Genomic DNA, 11044 nt, shown 5'->3' with positions numbered 1-11044 from the left:
CACGTTTAGGCTCCGGTGTCGCGGGTAACAACCGGTTATGGCATTTCCGCAGACCACCCGCCGTTCGCTGCTCGTCTGGCATGTGCACGGCTCGTGGATGGATTCCTTCGTCGCCGGCGAACACCGCTACCTCATTCCGGTCAACGCCCCGCGTGATCCCGACGGGCGTGGGCTGTGCGGTCGGGACTGGCCGCGGGCACGGGAAGTGCCCCTGACCGCATTGCGTGACCAGGAGATCGACCTGGTGGTGCTGCAGCGACCCCACGAGCTGGAGCTGACGGCACGCCTGCTGGGCCGCCGGCCCGGAATCGATGTCCCCGCGGTGTACGTCGAGCACAACACCCCGCGACCGTTTGTGGTGGAGAGCCTGCACCCCATCGCGGACCGCAATGACATCCCGCTGATCCACGTCACCGCGTTCAACCAGCTGATGTGGGACAACGGTCGTGCACCGACCATGGTGATCGACCACGGGATCGCCGACCCGGGCCACCTCTATACCGGGGACATCGCGGCAGCCGGTGCCCTGATCGACGAACCGTTGCGTCGGTGGCGCACCGTCGGCGCCGACCTGCTGGGCCCGTTGGGGCGGTTCGCGCCGGTCGATGTCTGGGGAATCGGCACCGAGGATCTGAATGAGCCGGCGCATCGGTGTGCGGGTGTGGTCGGCCATGGCGACTTGCGCACCGACCAGCTCATGAAGGAACTGGCACACCGCCGGGTCTATCTGCACACCGCGCGCTGGACATCGCTGGGCCCCTCGCTGTTGGAGGCCATGTTCCTGGGCATGCCGGTGGTGGCGGTGGCTGCCACGATGGCCCCGCTGGTGGTGCCACCCGAGGCAGGGGTCGTCAGTGCGGACCTCGACACCCTGCAGACCGCGCTGAGCGGGCTGATCGCCGACCGTTACCTGGCCGAGGTCGTGGGCAAGGCAGCCCGCAACTACGCCACGGAACACTTCGGCCTCGACCGATTCCTGCATCAGTGGGACCAGATCATCGAGGCGCAATGCGGCGGGGGAGGATCGCCGTGAAGATCGCGATGATCTCCGAACATGCCAGCCCGCTCGCCGCGTTGAGCGGAGCCGACGCTGGCGGCCAGACCGTTCACGTCGCTGAGCTGTCGGCGGCGCTGGCCCGCCGTGGCCACGATGTCGACGTCTACACCCGCACGCTCGACACTGGTGTCTACGACGTGACGGGCCTGCTGATCCCGCCGAAGGACCCGCGCGCCTGCGCGAACGCCATCAACGCAGTACGTCGGGATCGGCGCGCTGCGTCCAGCTTTGGCAGGGCCGGGCGAGAGCGGGCCCGTGCAAGGTACTCCTGGGACGGGGTTGCGACCGATACGCTGCGGGTGTACGAACGGCTCCTGCCTACCGCAGCCCCGGCCCGGGCTTCAAATATGTAACACCTGAACGAAATTTGGTGAAACTTTCGTTTCAGCACGGATTGTCGGGACCCAACGCTGAAGTGGTTGCCGCTACTGGCTGATCGGAGGAGCATGGATCCATCTGGCGGGGGACCTGGGCGGAGCGAAGACATGGCGGTGACGAGCCGCAACGACATGATGCGTGACGTGGCGGACCTGGTGCACACGCTGAATCAGCGGACTCGTGCCGACGCCGATGGCGCGCTCGACGAACTGGTCGCCAATCTTCTCGGGCACATGTCTTGTGCCCAGCATGCTGGTGTCACGCTCGCGACATCGAGCGGTGAGGTGCAGACCCTCTCCGCGACAGATGGATACCCGGCTGCGCTGGACGGCATTCAGCGTCGTCTGCGGGAGGGGCCGTGTCTGGCCGCGGCGTGGAAGCATCATGTGGTTCGGCTGGATGACGTCTGCGGGGAGGAGCGCTGGCCGTCGTATTGCCGGGAGGTCGCAGCCACCACGCCGATCCGTTCCGTTCTGGCATTCGAAATATTCACCGGTGATGGCACCACTGGCGCTCTGAACTTCTACGCCCAAACCGCCAACGCTTTCGATGACGACGCGGTGGAATTAGGGCTGATCCTGGCCACTCACGCCGCACTGGCCTGGCACATGGTTCGTCGCGACGAGCAGTTTCGCAGTGCGCTGGCCTCCCGCGACATCATCGGCCAGGCCAAAGGCATGCTCATGGAGCGGTTCGACATCGACGCGGTGCAAGCCTTTGAGCTGCTCAAGCGGCTGTCGCAGAACTCCAACACTCCGCTGACCGAGGTTGCCGTGCAATTGGTGACACGCGTCGGCCGGGGACAGTGAAGTCATGCGCTAAAGCCGGCATTCCGGCCTGATCACCGCCCATACGGTCTTGCCCTTCGCAGTGGGAGTACTGCCCCACGTGCGACACACCGCACCAACGACCGCTAAGCCCGACGCTCGGGCAGGCAAGCCGTCGGGGCCCTCGTGGAGCACAGCCGGGGCGGCGTCGGCGTCTTGGACCGCAACGGTGACCGTCGAGCCCGCGCTTTCCAACAAGACCGTCGGTGAGCTGTCGGTATGGCGTAACACGTTTTCCACCAGCACGTCCACGATCACCTTGGCCGTCGGTATCAACTGATCCTGCGACCAGCTGGACAGCCACTCCGCGACGAAGTCACGGGAACGGCGCAAGCTGCTTAGGCGGCGTGGCAATTCTGCGCTGACCCTGCGGCGAGTGCGTTTGGGACGTGGCAGCGAACCCAGTGCAGTCTCAAGGTCGGAGTGTGCCGGAACGTAGCGCGTCACACCGGTTTCGGAGAGCCGCGCCATTGTTTCAGGTCGCTCGCAGACCAACAGGATCGGGATATCCGGCCAAACGCTCACATGCCAACGGGCGCTGGTGAACACAGACCACGCCGAGCGAGCCGGGACGTCGAGGTCGCCGACGTCGACCAACACCGCCGGCGGTTCGTCGAGCGCTGCCTTGATCACGCAGTCGCGCAGTTCGAGATAATTGGTGCTGTCCAGCGTTCCCACGGCGGTCAGCAGGCAAACCCCGCCCACATCAGTTACCGACACAGTGAGATGAACTGGCGCCCTAGTCATGGCCGCACCCGGTCTGCAGTCCGTCATCGCACTCGTTCACCACTGAGGGGCTAATTACCCGCCAGTGCCGACGAGTTCACCTCTCGTGCCGCCGCAATTTCAGCTCACGGTCAACAGTGTGTGGTCCAGATCGGAGAGCACCTCAGACGGCAGCCGACCAGTGAAAGCAGCCAGGAAGCGGGCCGCCAGGTCGCGCACCTTGACATTGGTCTCCTGCGAGCGCCACACCAGGATGTCGAACGCCCGCTCCGCGGAGATGCCGTAGGCGACCATCAGCACACCCTTGGCCTGCTCGATGACCGCACGCGACTCGGCGACCTCGGAGACTGCGGCGCTGACATCGGCCTGCAGCACATCGGTGACGTCGACGTAGAAGCCTGCCGTTCCGGTCACCACCCCGGCGTCGTCGAGCATGCGGTCACCGACCACGATCACCCAGTGCTCCTGCCCACCGGTGTCGATGATGCGGTGTCGACTGCTGAACGGCTCACCTTGGATAACCCGTTCCAGCACCTCAGCGACCTGGGCGCGGTCCTCGGGATGTTTGTGCTGCAGCAGCAACTCGGTAGTGGGCGTCACCGTGCCCGGCTCGTAGCCATGCATGCGGGCCACCGTGTCCGACCACTCCCAGCGCTGCTCACCGAGCCAGTACCGGAACCGGCCAACCCGCTGCGGCTCGCCGTGGCCGACCACCAGGTCGAGGTCGCTATGTAACTCGGCCGCGTCGTCCGCCGGCGTCGCAAATGAAGCGTTTACATCCCCGACCACCGCATACCCGCCTTCTCGTACCCCAACAGTATGAGCTGATTCCAACGGCCGGCGGGCAAGCCGCGGTCCGGAATCGCAGGAATGAGTGCACGGACAATCCAGACCGGCGCTGCCTCCTGAACGCCCGAGCGACGTAACTATCCACAATTTCTCCACGCTGCGCAACTACCACCGCGTTTCCCCGTTGACCGTGCCGGGTAAGCGCTGTGACAGGCGTGTTCCAGCAACGCGGACCGCCGTTACGTATCGACTCGACGGAAGGAGTCAAAAGTGAAGCTCTCCACGACTGCGGCCAAGACGGCCGCCGGCGCGGCCGGAATTGCCGTGCTGAGTGTTTTCTCCGCGACCACCGCCTCAGCCGAGCCGGCGATCCAGCCGTTCGGCACGCCCGAACAGCTCAACGACGGGGCGATGGCAACGTCCTACACAGTCAGCAACCTGGGACCGGCGAGCGTCACCATTCCGGGCTATCGGCCCCACGGCAAGCTGTATCAAGCCGACGTGACGGCTCGTGCCGACCGCGGCACGGTGACCCCGGTGGTCGCGGACTTCAACGCCAGGGCGGCCAACAGTGACACCTACCGGGTGATCAACACGGTGCCCACGCCGGGCGGCATCAATCCCGGGCCGATCGCCCAGGGTGCTGCGGCCAACGGCAAGATCTACTTCGATGTCACCGGACCGGCGCCGGATGGCGTGGTCTACAACGACGGCGTCCAGGACGTGCTGGTGTGGACCAGCAAGGCCTGACGCGGCGTTGAGCTGGACCCGATCTGCGGATCGGGTCCAGCCTCCGCTCGGACTACCCAACGGCGGTGTAAGTGCCATGGCAACGACGAAAGAGCCTGGGGCGCAGCGCTACCTGCCCGAGCGGCGGACGCTGAGTGCACTGCGTGAGGCGGCTGCACAGTGCCACGGTTGTTCCCTGTACCGCGATGCGACGCAGACCGTCTTCGGCGAGGGCCGGCGGGGTGCGCCGCTGATGCTGGTCGGTGAGCAGCCCGGCGATCATGAGGATCTCGAGGGCCACCCGTTCGTCGGGCCGGCCGGGCGGTTGCTGGACCGTGCGGTGCGCGACGCAGGAATTGATCCGGCACTGGCCTATGTGACCAACGCGGTCAAGCATTTCAAGTTCACCCGCCGCGAGGGCAAACGCCGCATCCACCAGAAGCCCGGCCGCACTGAGGTGGTGGCTTGCCGGCCGTGGTTGATCGCCGAAATCGACTCGGTGCGGCCAGAAGTGGTGGTCTGTCTGGGCGCCACCGCCGCACAGTCGCTGCTGGGTGCGTCGTTTCGTATCTCCACCGGGCGCGGTGAGCTACTGTGCCTGGCCGGGTCCAATGGTCGGCCAAGGGTCCTGGCCACCGTTCATCCCTCGGCCGTGCTGCGTGACCGCAGCGACCAGCGTGCGCAGGCCTACGAAGCATTCGTCGACGACCTGCGGGTAGCCCATAATGCCGTGTCCAGAGGTGGCGCACCACTGGCGCACCCCGCAGTTTGACAACGCCGGTGGCGGGTAATCCGTGCGTGTTGAAGGGAGCAGCCAATGCCGAAAACCGCTGACTTCATCCTCGATTGGCTCCGTCAGTGGTGGGTCCTGGACCGGGCCGGGGCCATCGGCCACGCCAAATTAACGGGAGAACTCGGGTGTTGTCTGGCGACGTCCGGTGGCGGGCCGATCCATCTGCTGAACGGTAGCTGCGACGCCAAGCTTGACCACCAACCGGTGGGGGCGCGAAGCCGAAGATGGACGAGTTCGCCGAGTCGGCTCGCCAGTCGGTGTGTGACATCCAGCAAGAACGGCGGGTAATCGCCGATGACTACCTTGGGGGTGTCCGGCGCCCTGCGTCGCCGGCCGCCGAACTTAGACGGCGTATATGTGCCGCAAGAGGATTCGCATCTTCTCATCGAGACCATGGAACGTACCGGGTTGGCTCGTCGGGCCCGGGTGCTGGATCTGTGCACCGGCAGCGGGGTGGCGGCCATCGCGGCGGCCGAGCTGGGCGCGGACAGCGTTACCGCGTTCGACATCTGCCCGCGCGCGGTGCGGTGCGCCCGGAATAACGTGCGTGCCGCCGGCGTGGACGTAGCGATTCGGCAGGGACCCTGGAGTGGAGCGTTGCGCTGTGCCCCGTTCGACCTGGTGGTGGCCAACCCGCCCTATGTGCCCTCGCCATGCTCCGGCGGACCTATCCCATCGGCAGGCGGTCCGGAATGGTCGTGGAACGGCGGCTCAGACGGGCGAATCGTGCTGGAGCCGCTCTGCCGGTCGGCGGCAGCGCTGTTGCGCAGCGGCGGTTCCCTGCTACTGGTGCAGTCCGCCCTCGCCGATGTCGCGCACTCACTGGAGAGTCTGCGGGAATCGGGTCTGTCTGCCGAGGCCGTCGCTGTCCGGCGTATTCCGTTCGGTCCGGTGCTCACCGCGTACGCCGGCTGGCTGGAATCCACCGGCCAGGTGCCTCGCGGCTGCCGGCTGGAACAGCTGGTGGTGATCAGGGCGGACAAGCCGTGACGGTCCCGGAGAAAAGGGTGGTACGGCCCGTCCGCAATGGTCCGGTCCTGGTCGCCGGCCCGGTGCGGATCGAGACGCCTGAGGGCGTCGTCGAATCGGATCGGTTTATGGTGGCCATCTGCACGTGTGGGCGCAGCCGCAATTACCCGCTGTGCGACACCAGCCATCGGCGCCGGAATGGGGCACAGCGGCGTGCCGAGGCAGACGTCGTCAAATCCGAGTAGCTGCCGGCTGATGTCTCATCGGTCGGTGTGGTAGTCGTCGTCGGGCAGCGGAACACTGATGGCCTGATCGATCAGGTCCGCGGGGTTGGCATCGGTATCGGTGGCGTTTTCCAGAGCGGCCAGATCCAGCGCGTCGTCGTCGCTCGCATCGGTGGGGATCCGCTGTTCGGCGAGATCTGCCTCCGGAACATCTTCGGTCGCCGGTAGCCGTTCAGGGTTGGTCATCATGACCCCTTTCGTTTCCGCGGTCGTGGCGTGCCCGGGGCCGGCAGGGCGGCGCGCTGGGCAGCGAGCAGGGCATAGTCCGATTTCAGTTGAGAGTTGTCCGACTTCAGTCGGGTGTTGTCGGATTCCAGTCTGTTGTTGTCCGACTCCAATCGGGCGTTACGCGCTTCTAGGCCGAGGATCTGCCCGATACCGGCCACGTTGATGCCGATGTCTACCAGCTCCGTGATTCGTCGCAGCCGCGCAAGATCGTCATCGCTGTAGCGCCGTGTTCCGCCCGCGGTGCGCGCCGGAGTCAGCAGGCCGCGGCTCTCGTAGAGTCGCAAGGTCTGCGGTCCGATACCGGACAACTCGGCTGCCACCGAGATGCCGTATACCCCAAGCCCGGACCGAACATTCATCTCGTCAGCCACGTCGCGTCGCTTCCACTCGTCGGGAAATTTCTCGGGCTCCTCTTGCACGAAACTACCACCGGTGCTATATAAAAATCTATGCCGGCAGACATAGATGATCTGCCGCAGATCTAGGAGGTGGAGATGATGTTGATGCGGACCGACCCATTCCGTGATCTCGACCGCTGGACCCAGCAGGTGCTGGGCACCGCGGCACGGCCGGCGGTCATGCCCATGGACGCCTGGCGTGACGGCGACCAGTTCATCGTCGAGTTCGACTTGCCTGGGGTCGCGGAGGATTCCCTGGACCTTGATGTCGAACGCAACGTGCTGACGGTGCACGCCGAGCGTCCAGGGCTGGATCAAAGCCGCGAGATGGTATCCGCGGAACGGCCGCGCGGTGTCTTCAGCCGCCAGTTGTTCCTCGGTGACAATCTCGATGCCAGCCAGATTCAGGCGAGCTATCAGGACGGAGTGCTGCGGCTGACCATTCCGGTCGCCGAGAAGGCAAAGCCGCGGCGAATCAAGATCGCGAGTAGTCACGACGAGCGGGTTATTAACGCCTGATTGCGAGGGGCCGGGCGGCGGCCCACTAGTGAAGGAGGTGAGCGAATGACCACCGACACTCTGACCGCGGAGGTGCTCGACGAGGCGGAGAGCATCGTGCGCGCCGAATGGCTGCGGCTGTTGATCACCGCAAAACCCGGGCACTGGACCGCGGTACTCGCCGAAATGCCCGTCGCTCGGCCTCGCCCCGCCAAGCTCGCCCTTGGCAGTGCGACTTCCGATCGGGGCGATGCGCTGCCGTCGGCCGGCCGTAAACACCGGTCGGCCACGCGGCGGCGTAATAGCAGAGTGAGGCCGACCCAGCGGTCTCCTCCGTGACTCGCCGCGGACTTGACTCAGCAGTTGCCCGTTCAGGGAGGTGATGGTCTAACGCGATTTGCACCAGCGGGCGGTGACTCGTGCGTCGCGCACCGATGTCCGACCATCGTGGGCGCCTTCGACGCAGACTGGGACTGCGCGCGCATCGCCACCGACGTGGCAGCGAAGTAGGTTGCGCCGCACACGATGTCACCGCAGGAGCCGGCGGGGTCCCACTGCCCTTATTGCTCTCCCGGCAGGGGCCTCGCCGGCCCAACAGAAGACGATCAACGAGGTCACGCCGTCGCCTCGATGTGGACGTTGGCGAAGCCGAGGAGGTTGACCAGTCGATGCACAACTGCTCGGTCGCTGCGCAGCATGGCCTTTCGGCCGTGGGCGGCGCAGCAGCGGTCGAGCAGGCAAAGCTGCCGATGCCCGATGAACTCCAGCTCGCGAGCGTCGATCTCGAGGGTGTCGTGCGGGTCGTCCGCGCCGACATAGGTGACTCGCTGGTCGAGGTTCAGACCGTCTGCGAGGTACTCGGCCGCACGATACAAAAATTCCCCGCCGATGTGGCCGAATTCGCCCGACCTGTCCGCGCGGTAGGCGCCCATCACGTGGACTTCCTCATCCGCAGATGCGCCTGTACCGTGGTTCCGCTTGCTGTGGTGTGAATACGCACCAGTTCCGCGGTTGCGTTGACCACGAACAGCCCGCACCCGTCGGCATAGCCGCCGATGATTGGCCTGCGTCCAGCAAGCCGGTCGGTGAGGTGGCCGGCATCGCGTACCTGGCAGATCAATTGGTCGCCCGCCTCCCACAACAGCAGGGCACGCGGACCGCGACCGTGCTGCAGGCTGTTAGATGCCAGCTCGTTGACGATCAACTGCAGATCTGCGATGTCGGCGTCGGCGACGCCGAACCAGCGCGCGTACCTGGCGGCGAATTGTCGGGCGCCGGCCAGATCGGCAAGTCTGCGCAGTGTGTAGCTTGCCGCGGTCGGGCTACTGGGCAGCGGTTCGTTGTAGCGCGCCCACGCGGTCTCGGGAGCGAAGCCGGAGCTGGTGCGCTCTGGCTGCCCGCAGCGGCCCAAACTCGGGTGGGTGATCTCGGCGTCGATGAGAATGTGGGAATCCAAATGTGTTGCATCGTAAGGGCAGACCACCGTGATTTCCCGGCCAGTGAATGCCTCATTGACCAGTGCCTCGTGCTGCACGCAGGCCGGATACTCCGGCTTTGATCGACTGCTCCAGACCGGCTCGCCGACCATCTGGACCCGTCCGGACGGGTGCCGAGCGGCGAAGGTACCGAACACACCGCCCAGGATGTGGCTGGGGTTGCGTCCCACTTGGTTCATGTCGGCCAGAGCCACAGCTTCTACTGCGTCTGCGGGGAGTGCACCGTGTAGCAGCGAGAGGTTGGGTTCAGGCACCGCCACCAAGATGGGAAGGCCTAGGGCTACGCCATCGGTGATGAATGGCACCAGGTAGTCCAGGTACTCCTGCGGCGACCGGTAGAACAACGCAATGTGTTTGAAGGTGCCGCGATCAGCGTCGGCAGCGACGGTCATCGCACGTGCCCCTGTCATCCGGCGTGATCAGGCCGCCGAGCAACCTCAACGTCAACTGTGCAAGGCACGGCGCGACAGTTCGCGCCGTGCCTCGGTTGGGATCAATACCAGTAGCGCCGACCCGCGACCGGGCGACCGACCGCGCCCAGAATCCACAGTGCCGCGCCGACAACCAACAGAATGACGCCGATTGTCCAGAGGACGTTGATTTTAAATATGAGCGCCAGAATAAGCAGGACCACTCCGAGGCCAATCATTACCAATCCCTTCTCTCACACAATCAAACCGACCGCACCCAACGAAGAGGGCTGCGGCAAATGGCAGTCGGACACAACCGGGTTGAACCCGAGATAGTTCAACGGACCCGCCAACGTGGTGACAGCGATGGTTCCAGCATTTGCACAACTGGTTTGGCTGCCATGGAAATAGTCGCGCTGCCAAGCGGCGAACACGCCGATCAGCAGCCAGATCAGCACAAAAGTCCCGGCCAATCCACCGATTCGCATCCGCCCTCCATTCATCTGTACCCCCATCAGTTCCCCTTTCGACCGCTCTCGAAACCTGAGGGTCGTGCGGAAGCCAAATGGCGTTTGGTCGCGACGGAAGCGGGGTGCTGCCGGCATTCGGTGGGACATCGGCGAACGGAACGAGGTGCGCAGATGATGTTGTTGGGGACAGGCGAATCCGGCGCGCGGCGGGTGGTCATGCGCAGTGGATCGGCGATGCGGGTGGGATCGTCGATCGGATGCTGCGCAACGTCGTGCACGGCCGCCGCCTAGCCCATACCGGTGATGGCTTGCAGTAGACCGGTCAGCCCGTCGACGGCGAAAAGCCTTACAAACTGGGGCAACCGATCGACGAACGACGCGGGGTTTGACTGCAGGACGCGCTGGTTAACCTCCGTCTTTATGGCTTCGAATACTGCAAGTGCCGGAATCGTGGTCGGCGTCGACGGATCCTCGGCGTCTCGGGCCGCTGTGCGCTGGGGAGCCCAGGAAGCTGACCGCCGTGCGTTACCACTCACTCTGGTGCACGCGGCCTCGACCCAGTTATCACCTCTGATGGCCCGACGGATCGTGTTCGGCCAACACGAATTGCCGCATCGGCGCGTGCAACGGATCGTCGATGACGCCGTCGACGTCGCCAGTGACAGTGGCCGTGGCGCCGTGCCGGCGCAACTGAAGGCCAAGGTGGTGTTTACCGATCCGGTTGACGTGCTGGCTGATTTGTCCCGACAAGCCGATCTGGTTGTCGTCGGATCAAGCGGCCGTCGACGGCTGCGGCATCTATTGTCGGGCTCGGTCGGTGCGGCATTGACGCCACGCTGCCAATGCCCGCTGGCGGTCATTCAGGATGACGACCGAGCGAGGCCAGCGCCCGCGAGCGTTCCACTGCAGGTCGACCCGACGGGATGGTAGCTGCCCCCAGATGGTTGCTGAGCTGTTTCACGGGGTAACCAACCTCGATTGCAGTCGCTGAT

At 65.1% G+C, this 11044-nt stretch carries 18 protein-coding genes and 1 pseudogene; 11 read left to right on the top strand and 8 right to left on the bottom strand.

Annotated features, from left to right (window positions below; translation table 11 throughout):
* Positions 1 to 37 precede the first annotated feature (37 nt).
* The 3 genes from NM962_02665 (at position 38) to NM962_02655 (ending at position 2244) form a co-directional block, all read left to right on the top strand.
* Positions 38 to 1033: a glycosyltransferase gene (locus NM962_02665; GenBank protein UVO13070.1), complete on the top strand. Its 996-nt coding sequence runs from the start codon at positions 38 to 40 to the stop codon at positions 1031 to 1033.
* Positions 1030 to 1410 carry a glycosyltransferase gene (locus tag NM962_02660; GenBank protein UVO13069.1) on the top strand — a complete coding sequence of 127 codons (381 nt, stop codon included), beginning with the start codon at positions 1030 to 1032 and terminating at the stop codon, positions 1408 to 1410. Before NM962_02665 ends, NM962_02660 begins: the two co-directional genes overlap by 4 nt.
* Positions 1411 to 1542: 132 nt before the next feature.
* Positions 1543 to 2244, top strand: a complete 702-nt coding sequence (locus NM962_02655; protein ID UVO13068.1) for a GAF and ANTAR domain-containing protein — start codon at positions 1543 to 1545, stop codon at positions 2242 to 2244.
* A 9-nt stretch (positions 2245 to 2253) separates the two neighbouring features.
* Here NM962_02655 and NM962_02650 read toward each other — a convergent pair whose 3' ends face one another.
* Positions 2254 to 3009 (bottom strand): sulfate transporter, encoded by a 756-nt coding sequence (locus NM962_02650; GenBank protein ID UVO13067.1) that lies wholly within the window; start codon positions 3007 to 3009, stop codon positions 2254 to 2256.
* A gap of 99 nt (positions 3010 to 3108) precedes the next feature.
* Positions 3109 to 3777, bottom strand: coding sequence for a PAS and ANTAR domain-containing protein (locus tag NM962_02645; GenBank protein UVO13066.1), 669 nt, complete (start codon positions 3775 to 3777; stop codon positions 3109 to 3111).
* A 270-nt stretch (positions 3778 to 4047) separates the two neighbouring features.
* Between NM962_02645 and NM962_02640 the strand changes: the two genes are divergently transcribed.
* The 5 genes and pseudogenes from NM962_02640 to NM962_02620 all read left to right on the top strand — a co-directional run bounded on the left by NM962_02640 (position 4048) and on the right by NM962_02620 (position 6513).
* Entirely contained in the window at positions 4048 to 4527 is a 480-nt protein-coding gene (locus NM962_02640) for an MPT63 family protein (GenBank protein UVO13065.1), read from the top strand.
* Between the two features lie 76 nt (positions 4528 to 4603).
* Positions 4604 to 5278, top strand: a complete 675-nt coding sequence (locus tag NM962_02635; protein UVO13064.1) for a UdgX family uracil-DNA binding protein — start codon at positions 4604 to 4606, stop codon at positions 5276 to 5278.
* Between the two features lie 45 nt (positions 5279 to 5323).
* Positions 5324 to 5512, top strand: a pseudogene (locus tag NM962_02630) (thiamine pyrophosphate-requiring protein).
* A gap of 81 nt (positions 5513 to 5593) precedes the next feature.
* On the top strand, positions 5594 to 6289 hold the full coding sequence (locus tag NM962_02625) for a methyltransferase (GenBank protein UVO13063.1): 696 nt from the start codon (positions 5594 to 5596) through the stop codon (positions 6287 to 6289).
* Entirely contained in the window at positions 6286 to 6513 is a 228-nt protein-coding gene (locus tag NM962_02620; GenBank protein ID UVO13062.1) for a CDGSH iron-sulfur domain-containing protein, read from the top strand. The genes NM962_02625 and NM962_02620 overlap by 4 nt, the downstream gene beginning before the upstream one ends.
* A 15-nt stretch (positions 6514 to 6528) precedes the next feature.
* On the opposite strand, the gene NM962_02615 is transcribed toward NM962_02620, so the two are convergent.
* Together NM962_02615 and NM962_02610 are read right to left on the bottom strand one after the other, a co-directional pair.
* Positions 6529 to 6738 (bottom strand): hypothetical protein, encoded by a 210-nt coding sequence (locus tag NM962_02615; GenBank protein ID UVO13061.1) that lies wholly within the window; start codon positions 6736 to 6738, stop codon positions 6529 to 6531.
* Complete coding sequence (locus tag NM962_02610) at positions 6738 to 7139, bottom strand: helix-turn-helix transcriptional regulator (protein UVO14526.1); 402 nt, start codon at positions 7137 to 7139, stop codon at positions 6738 to 6740. The genes NM962_02615 and NM962_02610 overlap by 1 nt, the downstream gene beginning before the upstream one ends.
* Before the next feature lie 138 nt (positions 7140 to 7277).
* Between NM962_02610 and NM962_02605 the strand changes: the two genes are divergently transcribed.
* Together NM962_02605 and NM962_02600 are read left to right on the top strand one after the other, a co-directional pair.
* On the top strand, positions 7278 to 7697 hold the full coding sequence (locus tag NM962_02605) for an HSP20 family small heat-shock protein (GenBank protein UVO14525.1): 420 nt from the start codon (positions 7278 to 7280) through the stop codon (positions 7695 to 7697).
* A gap of 45 nt (positions 7698 to 7742) precedes the next feature.
* A complete protein-coding gene (locus NM962_02600; protein ID UVO13060.1) occupies positions 7743 to 8015 on the top strand; it encodes a hypothetical protein in 273 nt (90 codons plus the stop codon).
* A 275-nt stretch (positions 8016 to 8290) separates the two neighbouring features.
* Here NM962_02600 and NM962_02595 read toward each other — a convergent pair whose 3' ends face one another.
* The 4 genes from NM962_02595 to NM962_02580 all read right to left on the bottom strand — a co-directional run bounded on the left by NM962_02595 (position 8291) and on the right by NM962_02580 (position 10070).
* A complete protein-coding gene (locus tag NM962_02595; protein ID UVO13059.1) occupies positions 8291 to 8611 on the bottom strand; it encodes a hypothetical protein in 321 nt (106 codons plus the stop codon).
* Complete coding sequence (locus tag NM962_02590; protein UVO13058.1) at positions 8608 to 9564, bottom strand: sensor histidine kinase; 957 nt, start codon at positions 9562 to 9564, stop codon at positions 8608 to 8610. Before NM962_02590 ends, NM962_02595 begins: the two co-directional genes overlap by 4 nt.
* Before the next feature lie 101 nt (positions 9565 to 9665).
* Complete coding sequence (locus tag NM962_02585) at positions 9666 to 9821, bottom strand: hypothetical protein (protein ID UVO13057.1); 156 nt, start codon at positions 9819 to 9821, stop codon at positions 9666 to 9668.
* A gap of 15 nt (positions 9822 to 9836) precedes the next feature.
* Positions 9837 to 10070, bottom strand: a complete 234-nt coding sequence (locus NM962_02580) for a hypothetical protein (GenBank protein ID UVO14524.1) — start codon at positions 10068 to 10070, stop codon at positions 9837 to 9839.
* 402 nt (positions 10071 to 10472) lie between these two features.
* Between NM962_02580 and NM962_02575 the strand changes: the two genes are divergently transcribed.
* Positions 10473 to 10982, top strand: coding sequence for a universal stress protein (locus tag NM962_02575; GenBank protein ID UVO13056.1), 510 nt, complete (start codon positions 10473 to 10475; stop codon positions 10980 to 10982).
* The last annotated feature ends 62 nt before the right edge of the window (positions 10983 to 11044 follow it).

This window comes from Mycobacterium sp. SVM_VP21 (assembly GCA_024758765.1).
Taxonomy (GTDB): domain Bacteria; phylum Actinomycetota; class Actinomycetes; order Mycobacteriales; family Mycobacteriaceae; genus Mycobacterium; species Mycobacterium heraklionense_C.
Note: the sequence above shows the minus strand (reverse complement) of the source record. Positions and strands in the feature narration are given on the sequence as shown.